This window comes from Polynucleobacter antarcticus (assembly GCF_013307245.1).
Taxonomy (GTDB): Bacteria; Pseudomonadota; Gammaproteobacteria; order Burkholderiales; family Burkholderiaceae; genus Polynucleobacter; species Polynucleobacter antarcticus.
In genome coordinates, this window is sequence record NZ_CP028941.1 from 1983359 (window position 1) to 2004091 (window position 20733).

The window sequence follows — 20733 nt, forward strand, 5'->3', positions numbered from 1 at the left end:
CTTTAATTCTACGTACTGCATTACTACCTAAGTATCAGTATTTAATACCAATATGCAAAGCAACGATACCCCCAGACATTCTATGGGTATCAACCTCATCAAAACCAACATCCAACATCATTTCCTTGAGGGTTTGAGCATCTGGATGCATACGAATCGATTCGGCTAAATAACGATAACTCTCAGAGTCTTGGGCAATTTTCTCACCCAGCCATGGAAGCACCTTAAAGGAATAGGCATCGTAAACAGGCTGTAAAAAAGCATCTGGCTTAGAGAACTCTAAAACCAATACACGCCCTCCTGGCTTAATCACGCGACACATTTCCCGCAGGGCATCTTCCTTATGGGTCATGTTGCGCAAACCGAAGGCCACCGTCACGACATCAAAGTGATTGGCTGAAAAAGGAATTTTCTCTGCATCAAACTGAACGCATGGTAAGGCCAAACCTTGGTCTAGTAGACGGTCACGGCCAACACCTAGCATCGAGGCATTAATGTCACTTAACCACACTTGAGCATCGGTGTTGTGCCCCCAATCTGCTGCACGTGCAAATGCTGCGGCTAAGTCACCTGTTCCGCCGGCAATATCTAATACCTTTTGACCTGGACGAACCTGAGCTCGAGCAATAGTGACTTTCTTCCACGCCCGATGCAAACCAAATGACATGAGGTCATTCATCACATCGTATTTACTAGCTACGGAATGAAATACCTCTGCTACCTTGCCAGCTTTTTCAGCCTCATCAACGCTTTCATATCCAAAATGGGTTTTACGCATTAATGTGTTCCGCAGGACTTTCCGCCAGCTCCACCCATAGGGGTATCTCGGTCCAGGCCGGCAGCCGCTAATTTATCTAAATGCTCTTTCCATAATGGCTCATGGTTCTCACATAAAAATTGCAAGTAGTCCCAAGAATACAAACCAGACTCATGCCCATCTGAGAAAGACGGCTTGATAGCGTAATGGCCCACTGGCTCAATATTAGCAATCAAAACCTCACGCTTGCCAGTTTGCAAGGTCTCTTGGCCTGGGCCATGACCTTGCACCTCAGCTGATGGCGACACTACCCTCAGAAATTCAAAAGGCAAACGAAAGACGGTGCCATTTTCGTAACCTAACTCAAGTACTTTAGATTGCTGATGTACTACGATGTTTGTCGGAATCATTACACCAATACCCTTTCAATACCGCCTTGGTTAGCTTTTGCTACATACTCTTGCATCCAATCTTTACCCAATATTTTTTGTGCCATCTCCACCACGATGTAATCTGCAGTGGTAGCGCTATCCGCATCAAAGCGTGATAAGCCCTGTAGGCAGGATGGGCAACTAGTTAAGATTTTGACATCGCCAGCATAGTCATCTTGACGTAAGGCATTGGCCGCCTTTTCCATTTCAATCTGCTTGCGGAAACGAACTTGTGTAGAGATATCAGGTCGCGTCACGGCCAATGTGCCAGACTCACCACAGCAACGATCATTCTTTTCAATAGCTTTGCCATCCTCTAGCGTAATGAGCTCATTGACCGTCTTCATTGGATCTTGCAACTTCATCGGCGAATGGCAGGGATCGTGATACATGTATTTCACACCGGTCACATTGGTGAGTTTGACGCCCTTCTCTAAGAGATATTCATGAATATCAATAATGCGACAGCCAGGGAAAATCTGATCAAACTGATAGCCAGCCAACTGGTCGTAGCAAGTTCCACAAGAAACCACGACCGTCTTGATATCTAAGTAATTAAGCGTATTCGCAACTCGATGAAAGAGAACGCGATTATCGGTAATCATTTTCTCTGCTTTATCAAAATCGCCATTACCGCGCTGTGGATAGCCGCAACATAAATAACCTGGCGGCAATACGGTCTGCACACCCACATTCCACAACATAGCTTGGGTTGCTAAGCCCACCTGCGAAAACAAACGCTCCGAACCACAACCTGGAAAATAAAAGACCGCTTCAGTATCCGCAGAGGTGGTTTTAGGATCACGAATAATCGGTACGTAATTCGCATCTTCAATATCTAATAAAGCACGCGCTGTTTTTTTAGGCAAATTACCCGGCATCTTTTTATTTATAAAAAAGATCACTTGCTCTTTTATCGCAGGCTTACCCACTGTGGCTGGTGGCTGGGTAGTTTGCTTACGCGCAAACTTACGCAATAAATCATTACCCAAACGCTGGGCTTTATAACCCCATCCAATCATGACCTTACGGGCCAAATTGATGGTGTCTGGGTTAGTTGCATTTAAGAAGAACATCGAAGCAGCAGTCCCTGGATTGAACTTTTGCTGGCCCATTTTGCGCAACAAGTTACGCATATTCATGGAGACATCGCCAAAGTCAATCTTCACTGGGCAAGGAGTCAAGCATTTATGACAGACGGTGCAATGTGCAGCGACATCATCGAACATTTCCCAATGCCGAATGGAAATACCACGACGCGTTTGCTCTTCATACAAAAACGCTTCAATCAGCAGTGAGGTAGCTAGAATTTTGTCGCGTGGGCTATACAGTAAGTTAGCGCGTGGAACGTGCGTTGCACAAACTGGTTTGCATTTTCCGCAACGCAGGCAATCTTTAATGCTGTCAGCAATCGCACCAATATCACTTTGCTGCATGATGATGGACTCATGACCCATCAAACCAAAGCTGGGGGTGTAAGCCATGCTGAGGTCAGCATGAGGCATTAACTTGCCCTTGTTAAAGCGCCCATCTGGATCAACGCGATTCTTATAACTACGGAAATCTTTTAGCTCTTCCTCGGTCAGATACTCCAACTTCGTAATGCCAATGCCATGCTCTCCAGAAATCACACCATCTAAAGAACGAGCTAATTTCATAATCCGCGCTACTGATTGATGTGCATCTTGCAACATCTCATAATCATCAGAGTTCACTGGAATGTTGGTATGGACGTTACCATCACCCGCATGCATGTGGAGCGCTACAAACACCCGCTTACGTAGGATCTTTTTATGAATCGCTTCTAGTTCATTCAAGATGGGCTCAAATGCTAAACCGCCAAAAATAATTCTAAGTTCAGCACGCACCTCTGTCTTCCAAGAGGAGCGCAATGTATAGCTCTGTAGCTCAGGAAAGTACTTGTCCATCTGCGTAAACCACTCAGACCAGCGCGCCCTCACCTTAGCAATCACATCAAGTGCCTGTTGTACACGATCGCCCAAAATCTCTGCGCTTGGAATGTCGTAATCTTCACTTGCCTTACCTAGCGGCAAGGAGCCTTTACTTAAGTAGGCCTCTAGGCCATCGAGTATTTGCAGCTTATTCTTAAGAGAGAGTTCGATATTGATACGCTCAATACCATCGGTGTACTCACCCATGCGTGGCAGAGGAATGACCACATCTTCATTGATCTTAAAAGCATTGGTATGCCGCGCAATCGCGGCAGTACGGGCACGGTCTAACCAGAACTTTTTACGTGACTCAGCGCTCACTGCAACAAAGCCTTCACCTACTCGTAAATTGGCCATCCGCACCACTTCGCTCGTGGCGGAAGCGACTGCCTCTTCATCGTCCCCAGCAATATCGCCAATCAAGACCATTTTGGGCATGCTGTTACGCTTAGATTTGGTGGAGTAACCTACCGCTCTTAAATAACGATCATCTAAATGCTCAAGACCTGCCAAAATAGGGCCGCCCTCTTTACTCAAGCCATCCAAATAAGCCTTAATTTCCACAATGCTCGGAATTGCCTCACGTGCTTGACCAAAAAACTCTAGGCACACAGTACGCATGTGCTTTGGCATGCGATGCAAAATCCAAGTAGCACTGGTGATTAAGCCATCGCAACCTTCTTTTTGAACGCCGGGTAAGCCCGATAAAAACTTATCGGTTACATCCTTACCTAAACCTTCTTTACGAAATCGCTTACCTTCAACTTCCAGTATTTCCGTTTTTAGAACACGTTGACCGGGCTCACTCAAACCATCAGACCACGTTAACTGAAAACGTACTTGATCTACGACATGAATTTTTCCAAGATTGTGATCGAGGCGCTCAATATCTAACCAGTTACCCTCTGGATCGACCATGCGCCAGCTAGCTAAATTATCTAATGCGGTACCCCAGAGAACAGCTTTTTTGCCACCAGCATTCATGGCGATATTGCCACCAATACAACTGGCATCTGCTGAAGTCGGGTCTACTGCAAATACCAGCCCTGAATGCTCTGCAGCTTCAGCTACGCGGCGAGTAACAACACCCGCCCCTGTAAAGATAGTCGGCACATCATGACCCAATCCTGGCAAGCGCTGATGCTTAACCCCATCAATTTGCTCGAGCTTCTCAGTATTAATCACCGCTGACATGGCGTAAAGTGGAATCGCCCCACCGGTATAGCCGGTACCGCCTCCACGCGGAATAATTGTCAGGCCCAATTTAATACAAGCCTTCACTAAACCTGGGATTTCAGATTCGTAATCTGGCTTTAACACCACGAGTGGAAACTCCACCCGCCAATCGGTTGCGTCAGTAACATGCGCAGCGCGAGACACACCATCAAAACAAATATTGTCCGTAGCGGTATGGCGACCAAGCTGCTTCAAAGCACGCTTACGTGTTTCTGAAACTTCTTTAAAACCTTGTTCAAAATTTTCTACGGCACGGTGAGCCGCTTTTAATAAAACCTGAACCTGTTCGACTGACTCACCATTCGATCGCTTGTTCACTTCACCAAGGCGATGCCATAGAGCATCAATCAATAATTGACGGCGATTTGCGTTATCTAATAAATCGTCTTGAAGAAAAGGGTTGCGCTGTACTACCCAAATATCACCCAACACCTCAAACAACATCCGCGCAGAACGTCCAGTACGACGAACACCGCGTAAGTTATTGAGCACACGCCAAGACTCCTCACCTAGAAGGCGAATCACAATTTCACGGTCAGAAAAGGACGTGTAGTTGTAAGGAATCTCACGGAGGCGGTGCGAACCAGCCTCGGGATCCAACAACTGAGTTAAAGCTAATGGAGCGTTCATGGGGTCATATCGTCTAAACAAACATTTTAATAGAGGGAACTTGATATTCGCAGGAAACCCAGAATGATGTTGCGGAGGAGGATAAAACCTTGCAAATCTAAGGGCTTAGGAGTCATTCATGGTACGCTCAGAAGATGGCAACGAACTATTTAAAGAAAATTTTATCGGCCCGAGTCTACGATGTGGCTAGGGAAACAGAGCTTCAACTGGCCCCCGAACTCACCAAGCGCTTAGGAAACCAGGTTTTACTCAAAAGAGAGGATAACCAGCCGGTTTTTTCCTTCAAACTGCGTGGTGCCTATAACAAAATGGCGCATTTGCCCTCCATGGCACTTAAAAAGGGTGTCATTACCGCTTCGGCAGGCAATCATGCGCAAGGCGTTGCGCTCGCAGCAGCAAAAATGAAGTGCAAAGCCGTAATCGTCATGCCCCTGACCACCCCTAGTCTCAAAATCGATGCCGTCAAAGCACGGGGCGGATCTTGGGTCGAGGTGATTTTGTATGGTGAATCCTATAGCGATGCCTTTCAGCATGCAGAACTTTTAGAGAAAAAAAGGGGTTTGACCTTTGTGCACCCCTTTGATGATCCCGATGTCATTGCAGGTCAAGGCACTATCGCTCAAGAGATCTTTGCCCAGCATCCAGCGCCGATTGATGCCATCTTTGTCGCTATCGGTGGCGGTGGTTTGATTGCTGGCATTGGCGAATATGCCAAAGCTGTCAGTCCTAAAACCAAAGTGATCGGCGTTCAGTCTGTGGATTCAGATGCGATGAAAAGATCTCTTGAAGCAAATAAGCGTATCGAAATGAAAGATGTTGGGCTCTTTTCTGATGGTACCGCCGTCAAACTCGTTGGCAAAGAAACCTTTCGGATTTGTAAACGGGTTGTCGATGACATCATCACCGTAGATACCGATGAAATCTGTGCAGCAATCAATGATGTCTTTACTGATACGCGCAGTATTTTGGAGCCCGCAGGCGCCTTAGCGATTGCTGGCATGAAAAAATATGTCGATCAACATCGCCTTAAAAAGAAAACACTCGTTGCGATTGCCTGTGGTGCCAATATGAACTTTAGTCGCTTACGATTTGTGGCGGAACGCGCAGACGTCGGCGAAAGTCGTGAAGCCGTATTTGCGGTCACCATCCCTGAGGAGCGAGGTTCGTTTAAGCGCTTTTGTGAATTACTCGGCAAACGCAACGTGACTGAATTTAACTATCGCATTGCTGATCAAAGTGAAGCACATATTTTTATTGGCATTGGGACGCAAAAAGCCACTGATAGCACCACCATTGCAAAACATTTCCGTAAAGCCAAATTTGCCACTATTGACTTAACCCATGATGAGTTAGCCAAATCCCACTTACGCCATATGGTAGGTGGCCGCTCAGCTCTGGCGCACGATGAATTACTCTATCGCTTTGAATTCCCTGAGCGTCCTGGTGCTTTGATGAAATTCTTAACCAGCATGGCACCCAATTGGAATATCAGCCTTTTCCACTACCGTAATCATGGCGCAGACTACGGGCGGATCTTAGTAGGTATTCAAGTACCTCAGAATGAACAGAAAAAATTTCAACACTTTTTAGCATCACTCGGTTATCCCCATTGGAATGAAACCGATAACCCTGCCTATCGCTTATTTCTTAAATAATGGCCTTTACTCTTTCCGGAAAACTGGTTGTCGCGATTTCATCACGTGCATTATTTGATTTCGAAGAAGAGAATCGTATTTTCGAATCCACTGATGACAGTGCTTATATGAAGTTGCAGCTCGACCGGCTTGGTATTGCAGCCCAGACTGGAGTTGCTTTTCCCTTAGTCAAAAAACTGCTCGCCTTTAATGAAGAAGGGGAACAGCGGGTTGAAGTGGTCATCTTGTCGCGCAATGATCCAGTCAGTGGTTTACGCGTATTCCGTTCCGCCGAGCATCATGGCCTTCATCTAGAGCGTGGTGTTTTTACTAGAGGACGTCCTCCCTATCATTACCTGCGCTCATTGCATGCGAATTTATTTCTTTCTGCAAACGAGGATGATGTCCGCGCTACGATTGATGCTGGCTTTCCAGCAGCGCGTGTTTATCCCGAGTCTAGTAAAACCGCGGAATCTCATCCTAATGAAATCCGGATTGCCTTTGACGGAGATGCGGTACTGTTTTCAGATGAGGCAGAACAGGTGTTCCAAAGCGAAGGCTTGGTCGCTTTCGTCGATCATGAAAGTAAAAATGCGGCCATCCCCTTACCGCCCGGCCCCTTTAAGCCCCTCTTAGAAGCGCTGCACCGTTTACAGCGAACCACTAGCGAGAAAGGTATGCGCATACGTACTGCGCTAGTCACTGCTAGATCTGCACCAGCTCATGAGCGCGCTATTCGTACACTTATGGCCTGGGGCATTGATGTTGATGAGGCGATGTTCCTGGGCGGCCTCTCAAAAAGTGAATTTCTCCGTGAATTCGAGCCCGACTTTTTCTTTGATGATCAAACGGGTCACTGTCAATCTGCCGCCTCTGTTGCACCCACTGGTCATGTCGTGTCTGGTGTATCGAATCGTCAAAAATCTGAAGACTAAAAACGAAAAAATAAAGCCGAAGTAAAGATTAAAAAAGATTAAAGAAAACACGTATGACAACACTGCCTCTAGGCCAGCAATCATCTTATCCCGATCAATATGATCCAAGCCTCTTGTTTCCGATTCCTCGATCTGAGAACCGCCTCAAGCTAGGTCTTCAAAGTCAGCAAGCGCTGCCGTTCGTAGGTGTCGATATTTGGAATGCTTTTGAGCTCAGTTGGCTTAACCCCAAAGGTAAACCTCAAATTGCCTTGGCAGAGTTTCAAGTACCAGCTGACTCTCCTAATATGATTGAATCAAAATCATTCAAGCTGTATCTCAATAGCCTCAATAGCGCTCGCTTTGAAGATGAATATGCATTGCGTGAAACGCTGATTTCTGATCTTTCTAAAGTAGCGGGCAGCAATATTGCTACGCGACTTAACCCAATGGAGATAGTCGCCAAAAAAGGGATGCAAGAAATGGGTGGGGTATTGATGGATCGCCTTGATATTGAAATCGATCCTCACTTAGCTGCGGACCCATCCTTACTAGAAGTGAATGCAGACTATGGTCCTATTGAGCAATGCTTGGTTTCTCATTTACTCAAATCAAACTGTCCTGTTACAGGTCAGCCAGATTGGGCCAGCATCCAAATTCGTTATCAAGGGCGCCCTATTTTGGAAGAGGGTTTACTGCGTTACTTGATTGGCTTTAGACAGCTCGGCGAGTTTCATGAGCATTGTGTTGAGACCATCTTTTGTGACATCAAGCGCCAATGCAAACCTGAGAAGCTATCAGTCTATGCGCGCTACACCAGGCGTGGTGGATTAGACATCAATCCATTTCGCACAGACCACAATGCGCCCTGGCCGAACAATATTCGCCATGCCCGGCAGTAAATTGAACAATGAACCCGTCGGCCTTACCCAAGAAAAAACCCCTTGTAGAAAATTCTAGAGGGGTTTTTGTTATGACTGGAACTACTTAAAACGGAATATCGTCATCCATAGCACCCAGTGATGCGGCATTAGAGGATGCTGGGGCAGACTGCTCAGCCGGCTTTGAGCGGGCATAGCTTTCACCACCATCACCACTGCCGCCTACTGGCTTACCACCTAACATTTGCATAGAGTCTGCAACGATCTCCGTGGAGTACTTTTCTTGGCCACTAGCATCAGTCCATTTACGTGTACGTAAACGGCCTTCAACATAAACCTGCGAACCTTTTTTGAGATATTGCCCAGCGATCTCAGCAAGTTTGCCAAAGAATGCCACGCGATGCCATTCTGTGGTTTCTTTCATTTCGCTAGTTTGCTTATCTTTGTAACGATCTGATGTCGCTACTGAAATATTGGTCACGGCATCGCCGCTTGGCATATAACGTGTTTCTGGGTCACGCCCTACGTTACCTACGATGATGACTTTATTTACCGAAGCCATGTTGTCTCCCGAAGAAAAATTTAAATGAGTACAGCTACGACTATGCCTTTACAGAACTAGCTACCTTAGCAGGTAATTCACGCATCGACCAAGCAATTATAAGCCAGCATAAAAGGATTGCTGAGCCTATCGTAAAGACTGATAAATCACCATGGCTATCCATCAACCAGCCCCCCATGACAGCACCAATGAAGAGACCTACTGATTGGACGGTGTTGTAAACCCCTAAGGCAGTACCTTTAGATTCTTGGGCAAAACGCGACACTAAAGAGGGTAGCAATGCCTCCAGTACATTAAATCCTACAAAATAAACCAATAATGTAATCGTAATACTGGTCACTGATACCGCACTCGTAAACATGACTTCTGCAGCAATCAATAGGGCAATGCCTAGCAAAAAGACTTTACGTAACTGCTGTTTTCTCTCACCAAAAATAATCAATGGCGCCATCAACAAGAAAGATAGCAACACAACAGGAAGATATACCTGCCAATGAGATACCAACGGTAGGCCTGCTTGAACTAATAAGCGCGGTAAGACAAGGAATAGCGCTACTTGAGAGGCATGCAAAATAAATACGCCTACATTTAAGCGCATCAGTTCGGTATTGAAAAATACCTCCTTAATGCTGGCCTGTTGAACTTGGAGTTCTGGTTTGGTGCTTGGCAATACATAGTAGGTCACCAACATCGCACCAAAGCCCAATACTGCCAGCACTATAAAAATCCCATTCAGACTGACAAGGCGATACATTGGGGCAGCGATCACTAGCGATAAAGCAAAAGAAAGCGCAATGCTGCCGCCCACTAGAGCCATAGCACGAGTGCGCACTTCTTCCCGGGTTAAATCAGCTACCCAGGCAGATATGGCAGCAGAAACGGCACCAGCGCCCATCACGCCTCGTCCAATCGCAATCCATAACAAATCATCCTTAGCGGCGCAGATGAGGGCGCCAGCGACAAATAAAGATAGCCCCCATAAAACGACTGGTTTACGTCCAATACGGTCAGAAAGCCTTCCCAAGGGGATATAAAAGCAGGCCTGAACAATATTGAAAATCCCTAAGGTCAGACCTACCCAAAGTGCATGCTGGCCACCCGGCAAACCATGGGCATGAATACTGAAAACGGGCAAAAGTAGGAAGAGGCCCAGCATTCGGAGGCCGAAGATGCCTGCCAAGGCCAGAGTGGAGCGGAGTTCGGAAGGATTCATGGGAAAGAGCTATATTAACAAGTTACGCTAAAAAATCATGAATAACGAAATCAAAATCCGTGGTGCACGCACGCACAACCTCAAAAATATCAATCTAGACATTCCTAGAGAGAAATTAGTCGTCCTCACTGGACTATCCGGTTCAGGGAAGAGTTCGCTGGCTTTTGACACTCTTTATGCAGAAGGCCAACGTCGTTATGTAGAGTCTTTATCTGCTTATGCCCGTCAATTTTTGCAACTGATGGAAAAGCCTGATGTCGATACGATTGAAGGTTTGTCTCCTGCGATTTCGATTGAGCAAAAAGCCACTAGTCATAATCCGCGCTCTACCGTAGGTACGGTGACTGAAATTCATGACTACTTACGCCTGCTGTTTGCTCGTGCTGGCACCCCACACTGCCCAGATCATGATCTACCCCTAGAAGCGCAAAGCGTTTCGCAAATGGTCGATACCGTATTGGCGATGCCCGAAGATACCAAGCTCATGATTTTGGCTCCCGTAGTAAGCGAGCGTAAAGGTGAGTTCGTAGACTTATTTCAAGATTTGCAAGCGCAAGGGTTTGTGCGTTTTCGAGTACGCTCTGGTGGTGGCACTACCAATACTGCTAAGGCTGAAATCTTTGAAGTGGATCAGCTGCCCACTCTCAAGAAAAACGATAAGCACTCTATTGAAGTCGTAGTGGATCGCATCAAAGTACGTCCAGATATTCAGCAACGTTTGGCGGAGTCTTTTGAAACAGCGTTACGCCTTGCTGATGGCAAAGCCATGATTGTCAATATGGATACCGGCAAAGACATGATTTTCTCAAGCAAGTTTGCTTGTCCTGTTTGCTCTTATTCCCTCCAAGAATTAGAGCCCCGCCTCTTCTCGTTTAATAACCCGATGGGCGCCTGCCCATCCTGTGATGGCTTGGGTCATCAATCTTTCTTTGATCCGAAACGGATTGTTGCTCACCCTGATCTATCGCTGGCATCGGGCGCGATTAAGGGCTGGGACCGTCGCAATCAGTTTTATTTCAAACTATTACAAACACTCGCGAAGCATGGTGGCTTTGATGTAGAAAAGCCCTTTGAGACACTCAATAAGAAACAGCAAGATCTCATCTTATTGGGCTCTGGGGAAGTCACGATTCCATTTGAGTACATCAATGAACGCGGAAAAAATAGTATTCGGGAGCACGCCTTCGAAGGTATTGTTGCCAACTTTGAGCGTCGCTATAGAGAAACTGATTCCATGACCGTGCGTGAAGAATTATCACGTTACCAAAATGTCCAGACCTGCCCCGAATGTAGTGGCAGTCGTTTACGCAAGGAAGCACGCTTCGTCAAGGTGGGTGAAGGCAAACAATCCCGTGCCATTTATGAGATTAGCGCCCTACCTTTAAAAGAAGCAAAAGAATATTTTGAAGTGCTCGCACTGAAAGGTGCTAAACGCGAAATCGCCGATAAGATTGTGATTGAGATTAGCTCACGCCTACGTTTTCTGAATGATGTGGGTTTGGACTATCTCTCTTTAGAGCGTAGTGCAGACACTCTCTCTGGTGGAGAAGCGCAACGTATTCGTCTTGCCTCTCAGATTGGTTCAGGATTAACAGGGGTGATGTACGTATTAGATGAGCCCTCGATCGGTCTGCACCAGCGTGATAACGATCGTTTGATCGGCACTCTAAAACACTTACGCGACTTGGGTAACAGCGTGTTAGTAGTTGAGCATGACGAAGATATGATTCGCGCCTCTGACTATGTGATTGATATTGGCCCCGGGGCTGGCGTACATGGCGGCGAAATTGTGGCTCAAGGTACTCCTGCAGAAGTAGAAGCTAACCCCAAATCACTTACAGGCGCTTACTTATCTGGACGCGAATGGATTGCTGTTCCAGAAAAACGTATCCCCGTGAACGATCGCTTCCTAGAGATCATCGGGGCCCGTGGCAATAATCTGCAATCTGTTCATGCCAAAGTTCCCGTCGGCTTATTAACCTGTGTGACGGGTGTTTCTGGATCTGGTAAATCTACCCTAATTAATGACACCCTCCACCATGCGGTAGCGCAACATATATATGGCTCTAATGCCGAACCTGCCGCGCATGATGCCATCAAAGGTTTAGAGTATTTTGACAAAGTCATCAGTGTTGACCAATCCCCGATTGGTCGTACACCACGCTCTAATCCTGCGACCTACACGGGTTTATTTACGCCTATAAGAGAGCTCTTCTGTGGGGTGCCGGCTGCACGTGAACGTGGTTACGAAGCAGGCCGTTTTTCTTTTAACGTCAAGGGTGGGCGTTGTGATGCCTGCGAAGGGGATGGCGTTATTAAAGTAGAAATGCATTTTCTGCCCGATGTCTACGTACCTTGTGATGTCTGTCATGGCAAACGTTATAACCGCGAAACTTTAGATATTCGCTACAAAGGAAAAAATATTCACGAAGTACTGTCGATGACTATCGAGCAAGCCCATGAATTCTTTGAAGCGGTGCCGATTGTCAAACGCAAACTCAAAACCCTGCTTGATGTGGGTTTGGGTTATGTCAAATTAGGTCAAAGTGCCACCACGTTGTCGGGCGGTGAAGCGCAACGCGTCAAACTCTCTCTTGAACTATCAAAACGGGATACAGGCAGAACCTTATATATCTTGGATGAGCCTACGACAGGCTTACATTTTCATGACATTCAACTTCTGCTTACCGTACTTCAAACGCTCAAGAAACAAGGTAACACGATCGTCATCATTGAACACAACTTAGATGTGATTAAGACGGCAGATTGGATTATTGATTTAGGTCCTAAGGGTGGCGCTGGTGGTGGGCAAATTATCGCCACTGGAACTCCTGAAGAGGTATCTAAAAACAAGGCGAGCTTTACGGGTCATTACTTAGCCCCATTACTTGTTCGCAAAACACCAACGACCGTCACTAAGAAGAAAAAGTAAGGCTAGGAATCTATCAGAGCAATTTAGATTCGGCTAAATCAGTCGCCTCTGAATTGCCTGAGAGAACCAAAATATCATTGGTTTGTAAACGCAGTTCGGGCGTTAACTCTAATTTTACGTAATTAGCGCCATCTACTTTTCTGCGGACCGCTTGTACGCTGACACCTTCATTTTCTAAGTGTAGCTCATCAAGTGTCTTACCAATACTGACAGACTCAGGCAGGAGCGTCACGGAATGTAGGCGCCAAGATTCATTCGATCCAAAGTCATCATCTGTAGCACTTCGAAAATAACCACGCAGTAAGCTATAGCGGGCTTCGCGCGCACTCGTAATACGCCGTACGACTTTACGCATCGGCACACCCATCATGAGTAAAACATGGGATGCCATCATCAAGCTACCTTCAATTAGCTCAGGCACCACCTCGGTTGCGCCAGCTGCTTGTAACTTCGCTAAGTCTGCATCATCTTTGGTACGTACCAATACGGTCATACCTGGACGCAAACGCTCGACTTGGTAAAGCACCTTGAGTGTTGCAGGGGTGTCTGCATAAGTAATGACTACCGCCTTAGCTCTGGCTAGTCCAGCAGCGACCAAATAATTTTCTCTACTAGCATCCCCATACACCACGTTATCTCCTGCAGCAGCAGCTTCCTTCACCCGATCTGAATCCATATCTAAAGCAATGTAAGGAATCTTTTCTTGATCCAGCATGCGCGCAAGACTTTGTCCAGAACGGCCGAAACCACAAATCACCACATGATTCTCGGTACGGACACTTTTAGCAGCAACACGGGTCAGAGCGAGAGATTGCAAAAGCCACTCGTTGGAAGAAAAGCGCATGGCAATCTGATCACTGTATTGAATTAAGAATGGTGCGGCAAACATCGAGAGCAACATGGCAGCTAGCACCGCTTGACTTAATGCGGGATCAATTAATTTGAGACCATCGATTTGTGTAAGTAATACAAACCCGAATTCTCCTGCTTGGGCTAAGCACAAACCGGTTCGAATAGAAATACCAGGGCTGGAACCAAAAGCTCTAGAGAGCAATGCAATCAAACCAAATTTGAAGATCAATGGTCCAAGCATTAACAATATGACAAGCAGCCACTGTTGATGAATCACCTCGAAATTGAGGAGCATTCCAACAGAGATAAAGAATAGCCCTAGAAGAACATCTCTAAAAGGTTTGACATCCTCTTCAACCTGATGACGATAGGGCGTCTCAGCAATTAACATTCCCGCCATAAAAGCACCAAGCGCTAAAGATAGGCCAAAGTGCTCAGTCAATGCAGCCATACCCAAAACAATCAGCAAGAGGTTGAGCATAAAAAGCTCTTGTGAACGCAATTTGGTTACCAAGCTAAACCAACGACTCATTAAGGTTTGTCCAATAACAAAAATCAGAATCAGCGCGACCGCAATCTTGACTGATGCCAGCGACAGGGCAATAAAGAGATCCTCAGGATTTTTTCCTAAGGAAGGAAGCAAAATCAGCAGAAAAACAACTGCTAGGTCCTGAAAAAGCAAAATACCTACGACATTACGCCCATGCTCCGTCTCGATTTCGGAACGATCCGAGAGGAGTTTGATCACAATCGCCGTTGAGGACATAGCAAAAGCGCCTCCGAGCGCAATGGCTCCCTGCCAACTCATTGGGTAGACCCAACTTAAGAGCATGCTCGCTGGAATCGCTATAAGTATGGTGATGACAACCTGGCTTCCACCCAACCCAAATACGATGGAGCGCATTGCCCTCAATTTATGCAAGTTGAATTCCAAGCCAATGGAGAACATCAGAAAAACAATGCCAAATTCCGCTAAATACGTCACTGTGGCAGAATCACTCGCCAATCCAAGGGCATGGGGGCCAATCAAGACGCCAATCGCTAAATAGCCCAAAATAGGGGGTAGCCCAAAATAGCGGAAAATAACTACCCCGGCCACTGCGGAGGCCAACAAGATGAGCGTTAATTGAAGGACTGTCGGCATATACTCACTCCATGATAGCGAAGACCCGTGATCGAACCCTAAAGCTTGCACGCGATACCCTCACAATTGAGGCTACTGCGTTGCAAACCATGCGTGACCGCCTCGAAGGTCCGAATGCAGACGCCTTAGTACTAGCTATAGATCTTTTACATGCCTGCAAAGGCCGCATTGTCGTCTCCGGCATTGGCAAGTCGGGCCATATTGCCCGCAAAATTGCAGCAACCTTTGCATCGACTGGGTCACCTGCTTTTTTTGTACACCCCGCTGAGGCTAGTCATGGTGACCTCGGGATGGTGACCCGAGATGATGTGTTTGTTGCCCTGTCTAATTCTGGTGAAACAGACGAACTACTGACCATCGTACCGATTGTCAAACGCACTGGTGCAAAACTCATTGCTCTGACCGGAGCACCGCATTCTTCTCTAGCAAAATTGGCAGACGCCCATATTGATACCAGTGTTGAAAAAGAGGCATGTCCACTCAACCTGGCGCCTACTACCAGCACTACCGCTGCGCTTGCCATGGGTGATGCTTTAGCAGTTGCCCTACTCGACGCTCGTGGCTTTCTAGCGGAAGACTTTCAGCGCTCACATCCTGGCGGACGCTTGGGTCGTAAGCAGCTCATGCATGTTAGCGAAGTGATGCGCACCCTAGAGGAAACTCCTAAGATTGCGGTTACAGCATCATTACAAAGCGCCTTACTTGAAATGACTGCAAAACGTATGGGCATGGTGGTGATTCTGAATAATGAAAATACCGTTGCAGGTATTTTTACGGATGGTGACCTACGTCGCCTATTAGAAAAAAGCACCAATCTAGATGGCATGACATTACAAGAAGCGATTACCTCTTTACCAAGAACTATTCCGCCAGAACTGCTTGCAGAGGAAGCGATTGAAATGATGGAAAAACACCGCATCAACCATCTAGTAGTCACTAATACACAGGGAACCCTGTTGGGCGCACTCAATCTGCATGACTTGTTTGCCGCTAAAGTCATTTAATTTAACTACATCTATGCCTAGCGCTTTTACTCCCCACAATACCAATCCACTCAAGCAATATCCCCAAGCCTGGGAACGCGCCGCTACCATCAAACTTTTAGTGCTCGATGTTGATGGTGTTTTGACCAATGGCCAAGTATGGATGGGGAATGACGGTAAAGAATCTTTAAAGGCATTTGATATTCAAGATGGTTTAGGAATAAAGCTTTTAGAAAAGATCCATATTCCAACGGCCATCATTACAGGGCGTAGCTCCAATATGGTGCTAGCGCGCTGCGAAGAGCTCGGCATCCAACATGTATATATGGGTGTAGAAAACAAAGCCTTAGCACTGGATGACTTACTCCAAGCACTTAATTTGAAACCAGTAGATTGCGCAGTGATGGGTGATGATTGGCCAGATTTTCAAATGATGAAATATGCCGGCCTGAAGGTATGCCCTGCACAAGGCCATGAGGCAGTCAAAGAGACTGCTCACTTTGTTACTTCGTGCTCTGGTGGAAATGGTGCAGTACGTGAAGTGTGTGACCTGATTCTGAAAGCGCAAAATCGCTATGAAGAATTACTCAATCAAGCACGTAGCTAGGGCTTTTTTATGCACTTGAATGCTCAACAAATTAAACTTGGTCTTTGGCGTGGCTTATTACGTCTAATGCCCTTGCTATTAATGGGCACCTTGACGCTAGTCACTTTTTGGTTGGTCAAAAAAAGTGCTCCTGCAGATATTTCAACGATTGAGCGCGTGCGCTTGCATGAGCCTGATTACATTATTGAGAATGGCATCCTTTCAGCTCTGAATGAAGCAGGCAATACTAAATATAGAGTGTTAGGTAAAAAAGTGATTCATTATGATGATGATGCATCCATTGATATTCATACACCACGCATGCGTTTATTTACCCCCGACAAATCCCCTGTCACTGTAAAAGCCAATATGGGTTACCTAGATGGTGATCTGACTATTCTAGATTTAATAGACAACGCTGAAATTTTTCGCCCAGCGCAAGCCGCCTCTGCTGGTGAGCCAGGTAAGCCCCGGATGCTTGCACGCTCTACTTATTTTAAAGTCTTCATTAATGATGATGTCATTGAAACCAATAAGCCGGTCACACTTGAGCAAGGTCTATCAGTCATGCAGTCAAATGATGGTGGCATCTTTAATAATATCGATCAAAGTATGGTGCTATCGGGGAAAGTGAAAGGGCGTATTGAGCGCGTCCAGTCTGGAGAGCCCCAATGAGCTTGATGATTGTTTCTTCCCCGACATTCCTTCGTCAGTTAGCATTTGCAACTCTGATGTTGGGAGTCTGCATTACAACAAATACCTACGCTGAAAAAGCAGATCAGGATAAGCCGATTATTTTAGAGGCTGATAAAGTCTCAGTTAATGATGTTCAACAGATTTATGAACTCGATGGTGAGGTACTCCTTACTAAAGGAAGTATTTTGATCACCGGTCAAAAAGGGAATATTAAAGTAGATCCTGAAGGCTATGAATATGTTGATGTCCAAGGCAAACCTGAAACTACAGCGAGTTTTAGACAAAAACGGGAAGGGCCTGCAGATGAGTTCGTTCAGGGTTTAGGTCAAACAGTTGTTTACAATGCAAAAACAGAGCTACTTACTCTGACTGGGGATGCTCACTTAAAGCGTCTACATAACATGCAGTTATTAGATCAGTTGCGTGGCTGGAAAATTGAATATGATGATGTGAAGCAGTACTATAAAGTCCATCCACCCATCAATGCTAAAGCTGAAGCACTACCACTAGCTAGAGCCATCCTTTCACCGAGAAGAAAAGCGACACTAGAGAAATAATGATGGATTCAAATAGCCTGCAAAACCCAGCGACTCTCAGTGCTAATGCCCTCCAAAAGCGCTATGGCTCCCGGACAGTTGTCAGAGACGTTTCAGTCGAAGTGAAATGTGGTGAGGTGGTTGGACTGCTCGGCCCTAATGGCGCAGGCAAAACAACCTCGTTCTACATGATTGTTGGTCTAGTTCCTCTAGATGGTGGCAATATTGTTCTAGACGGTACTGATATTACCCATCTTCCTATTCATAAACGCGCACGAATGGGCTTGTCTTATCTTCCGCAAGAGGCATCGATCTTTAGAAAACTCAACGTTGCTGAAAATATTCAGGCTGTACTAGAGCTCCAGGTGCAAGGTGGCAAGCCCTTAACTAAGGCAGAGATTGCGCATCGCCTTGATGAACTATTAGGCGAGCTTCAAATTAGTCATCTTCGCAATAATCCAGCACTTTCCCTCTCTGGTGGAGAGCGTAGGCGTGTAGAAATTGCGAGGGCGCTGGCATCGCAACCCAAATTTATTTTGCTCGATGAGCCCTTCGCTGGCGTAGATCCCATTGCTGTGGGTGAAATTCAACGGATTGTGCGTTTCTTAAGAGACCGCCAAATTGGCGTGCTCATCACCGACCATAATGTTCGGGAGACTTTGGGTATTTGTGATCATGCCTACATTATTAGCGAGGGCAGTGTTCTTGCGGCAGGTAAGCCAGATGAGATTATTCAAAATAACGCCGTTAGAAGAGTGTATCTAGGCGAAAATTTCCGTATGTAAAGCTGTCTTCCAATATTCTGGTTTTTTTCGAATATTTATCGAATAAAACTGATGCACCCACTTGGCTTTCGTGAAGATCACTGATACGCTGGATACAAATGGCATTTAAAACTCAATTCCAAATATACTAATACAAGATTACAGGGGCTTGCTGCGCACCCTATGTCATTATTTGCGCATGCATTTTGATTTGTAGAGGAGCTGCTGATGAATTTAAAAATTAATAGCCGTCATGTCGAAGTTACCCCAGCCATGAGAAGCCACCTAGAAGCGGGATTAGCTAAAATTCGTAAGCACTTTGATCATGTTATAGATGCCTCTGCTTTTCTGATTGTGGATAACGCAAAAGAAAAGGATTTACGTCAAAGTGCTGAGATCACCCTCCACCTCAAAGGTAAAGAGCTTTTTGCAGAGGCGCATAATGCCGACCTCTACCATGCTATGGACGCTGTAGTCGATAAACTCGAGCGCCAGGTCGTAAAACATAAAGAAAAAATCCAAGATCACTACCACGAAAAGAATTTTGAATAATTCTTGGACTCAGGGCACATATAATCATTTGATATGACTGCCCTGACCGATCTTTTCGCTATAGACCGTATTGCCTTAGCCAGCTCATCTAAAAACCGATCCGAGGTATTTGAGGCTGCAGGTGATTTATTTTCCAAACAAGTGGGGCTTGAAGCCGAAGCGATTGTTGGTTTCTTAAACGCCCGAGAAAACTTAGGCTCCACTGCCTTAGGGGCTGGCGTTGCGATTCCGCATGGCCGAGTTAAAGGGCTCAAGCACCCCATAGCAGCATTTATTACGCTTGGACAAGCGATTGAGTTTGCAGCCCCTGATGGTGCTGCAGTCTCTATTTTGATTTTTTTATTAGTCCCTGAAAAAGCCACTCAACAACACCTCGAAATTTTATCTTCGATTGCCCAACTATTATCAGATCCAGATGCAAGGCAATCACTGGCATCTGAAGATAATCCAGAAAAAGTCTGCCAACTACTCCAATCCTGGGTTCCTTCGGCATGACCCAACCCTTGCTCCTTGAGGGACTCACTGCCCAGCAGATCTTTGACGACAATGTTCCCGACCTAAAACTCTCTTGGATTGGCGGATTAGAAGGTGCAGATCGCACCTTTCCTTCAGAGGCAGTTAAGGTAGCAGCAGCAAGTTCTGATTTAGTCGGCCACTTAAACTTGATTCACCCCAGCCGAATTCAGATTTTCGGCGGGCAAGAGGTTTCTTATCATGCCCAACTAGAACCTAAGCAAAGACAAGAGCAAATTAATAATCTGATTTCGAAAATGCCGCCTTGCGTCATTGTGGCTGATGGTGAAATCGCTGATGCGGATTTACAGCTTTTCTGCCAAAGATCCTCTACGCCTTTATTTACAACGCCCATCTCTGCAGCAGAGGTCATTGACCATCTCCGTACCTACCTCACCAAAATGGGTGCTCCACAAATCACTATGCATGGTGTGTTTATGGATATTTTAGGATTAGGCGTTTTAATCACTGGTGAATCAGGTCTGGGGAAAAGTGAATTGGGCTTGGAACTGATTTCTCGGGGACATGGCTTAGTAGCGGATGATGCAGTCGATTTTTCTCGCCTTGGGCCAGATTATATTGAAGGTCGATGCCCAGTAATTTTGCGTAACCTGTTAGAGGTACGTGGATTAGGTTTATTAGACATTCGCACGATTTTTGGTGAAACTGCGGTACGTCGAAAGTTAAAGTTGCGCTTAATTGTGCAACTAGTCCGTCGTAATGAAGGAGAATTCGAGCGCCTACCGCTAGAGGCACAGCATATCGACGTTTTAGGTATTCCCATTAGAACTGTCAAAATTCAAGTAGCTGCAGGTCGTAACTTAGCAGTTTTAGTCGAAGCAGCCGTCCGTAATACTATTTTACAATTACGAGGCATCGATACGCTAAAAGAATTTATGGAACGTCAACGTTCCCAAATGAATAAAGAAGCAGACTCCTCTAAATCGCAAGGTCGTTTACTCTAA

The 20733-nt window shown here is 46.0% G+C and carries 18 protein-coding genes; 12 read left to right on the forward strand and 6 right to left on the reverse strand.

Features of this window, described 5'->3' with window-relative positions; genetic code table 11:
* Positions 1-34: 34 nt before the first annotated feature.
* The 3 genes from ubiE to DCO16_RS10245 are packed head-to-tail and all read right to left on the reverse strand — an operon-like array spanning position 35 to position 5006.
* Complete coding sequence (ubiE, locus tag DCO16_RS10235) at positions 35-778, reverse strand: bifunctional demethylmenaquinone methyltransferase/2-methoxy-6-polyprenyl-1,4-benzoquinol methylase UbiE (protein ID WP_173943544.1); 744 nt, start codon at positions 776-778, stop codon at positions 35-37.
* On the reverse strand, positions 778-1167 hold the full coding sequence (locus DCO16_RS10240; RefSeq protein WP_173943545.1) for a gamma-butyrobetaine hydroxylase family protein: 390 nt from the start codon (positions 1165-1167) through the stop codon (positions 778-780). Before DCO16_RS10240 ends, ubiE begins: the two co-directional genes overlap by 1 nt.
* Positions 1167-5006, reverse strand: a complete 3840-nt coding sequence (locus DCO16_RS10245) for a DUF3683 domain-containing protein (RefSeq protein WP_173943546.1) — start codon at positions 5004-5006, stop codon at positions 1167-1169. Before DCO16_RS10245 ends, DCO16_RS10240 begins: the two co-directional genes overlap by 1 nt.
* 134 nt (positions 5007-5140) lie before the next feature.
* Between DCO16_RS10245 and ilvA the strand changes: the two genes are divergently transcribed.
* From ilvA to queF, 3 genes are read left to right on the forward strand one after another with little or no spacing between them, the layout of a single operon-like run.
* Positions 5141-6661: a threonine ammonia-lyase, biosynthetic gene (gene ilvA / locus DCO16_RS10250; RefSeq protein ID WP_173943547.1), complete on the forward strand. Its 1521-nt coding sequence runs from the start codon at positions 5141-5143 to the stop codon at positions 6659-6661.
* Entirely contained in the window at positions 6661-7575 is a 915-nt protein-coding gene (locus DCO16_RS10255; RefSeq protein WP_173943548.1) for a 5'-nucleotidase, read from the forward strand. The genes ilvA and DCO16_RS10255 overlap by 1 nt, the downstream gene beginning before the upstream one ends.
* 53 nt (positions 7576-7628) lie before the next feature.
* Positions 7629-8456 (forward strand): NADPH-dependent 7-cyano-7-deazaguanine reductase QueF, encoded by an 828-nt coding sequence (queF, locus tag DCO16_RS10260; protein ID WP_173943549.1) that lies wholly within the window; start codon positions 7629-7631, stop codon positions 8454-8456.
* An 85-nt stretch (positions 8457-8541) separates the two neighbouring features.
* Here the strand turns inward: queF and ssb are convergent, their stop codons facing one another.
* Positions 8542-8997 (reverse strand): single-stranded DNA-binding protein, encoded by a 456-nt coding sequence (gene ssb / locus DCO16_RS10265; RefSeq protein WP_173943550.1) that lies wholly within the window; start codon positions 8995-8997, stop codon positions 8542-8544.
* A gap of 40 nt (positions 8998-9037) precedes the next feature.
* On the reverse strand, positions 9038-10210 hold the full coding sequence (locus DCO16_RS10270; RefSeq protein WP_173943551.1) for an MFS transporter: 1173 nt from the start codon (positions 10208-10210) through the stop codon (positions 9038-9040).
* Between the two features lie 37 nt (positions 10211-10247).
* On the opposite strand from DCO16_RS10270, the gene uvrA reads away from it, so the two are divergent.
* On the forward strand, positions 10248-13142 hold the full coding sequence (gene uvrA / locus DCO16_RS10275) for an excinuclease ABC subunit UvrA (RefSeq protein WP_173943552.1): 2895 nt from the start codon (positions 10248-10250) through the stop codon (positions 13140-13142).
* Between the two features lie 13 nt (positions 13143-13155).
* Here the strand turns inward: uvrA and DCO16_RS10280 are convergent, their stop codons facing one another.
* A complete protein-coding gene (locus DCO16_RS10280) occupies positions 13156-15138 on the reverse strand; it encodes a monovalent cation:proton antiporter family protein (RefSeq protein WP_173943553.1) in 1983 nt (660 codons plus the stop codon).
* Positions 15139-15149: 11 nt separating this feature from the next.
* On the opposite strand from DCO16_RS10280, the gene DCO16_RS10285 reads away from it, so the two are divergent.
* The 8 genes from DCO16_RS10285 to hprK all read left to right on the forward strand — a co-directional run bounded on the left by DCO16_RS10285 (position 15150) and on the right by hprK (position 20733).
* On the forward strand, positions 15150-16142 hold the full coding sequence (locus DCO16_RS10285) for a KpsF/GutQ family sugar-phosphate isomerase (protein ID WP_173943554.1): 993 nt from the start codon (positions 15150-15152) through the stop codon (positions 16140-16142).
* A gap of 13 nt (positions 16143-16155) precedes the next feature.
* Positions 16156-16728, forward strand: a complete 573-nt coding sequence (locus tag DCO16_RS10290) for a KdsC family phosphatase (RefSeq protein WP_173943555.1) — start codon at positions 16156-16158, stop codon at positions 16726-16728.
* 9 nt (positions 16729-16737) lie between these two features.
* Positions 16738-17382: an LPS export ABC transporter periplasmic protein LptC gene (lptC, locus tag DCO16_RS10295; protein WP_173943556.1), complete on the forward strand. Its 645-nt coding sequence runs from the start codon at positions 16738-16740 to the stop codon at positions 17380-17382.
* Entirely contained in the window at positions 17379-17960 is a 582-nt protein-coding gene (gene lptA / locus DCO16_RS10300; protein ID WP_254598041.1) for a lipopolysaccharide transport periplasmic protein LptA, read from the forward strand. The genes lptC and lptA overlap by 4 nt, the downstream gene beginning before the upstream one ends.
* Positions 17960-18724 (forward strand): LPS export ABC transporter ATP-binding protein, encoded by a 765-nt coding sequence (gene lptB, locus DCO16_RS10305; protein ID WP_173943557.1) that lies wholly within the window; start codon positions 17960-17962, stop codon positions 18722-18724. Before lptA ends, lptB begins: the two co-directional genes overlap by 1 nt.
* A 207-nt stretch (positions 18725-18931) precedes the next feature.
* On the forward strand, positions 18932-19255 hold the full coding sequence (gene hpf, locus DCO16_RS10310; protein WP_173943558.1) for a ribosome hibernation-promoting factor, HPF/YfiA family: 324 nt from the start codon (positions 18932-18934) through the stop codon (positions 19253-19255).
* 33 nt (positions 19256-19288) lie between these two features.
* Positions 19289-19750 (forward strand): PTS sugar transporter subunit IIA, encoded by a 462-nt coding sequence (locus tag DCO16_RS10315; protein WP_173943559.1) that lies wholly within the window; start codon positions 19289-19291, stop codon positions 19748-19750.
* Between the two features lie 8 nt (positions 19751-19758).
* A complete protein-coding gene (gene hprK, locus DCO16_RS10320; protein ID WP_173943872.1) occupies positions 19759-20733 on the forward strand; it encodes an HPr(Ser) kinase/phosphatase in 975 nt (324 codons plus the stop codon).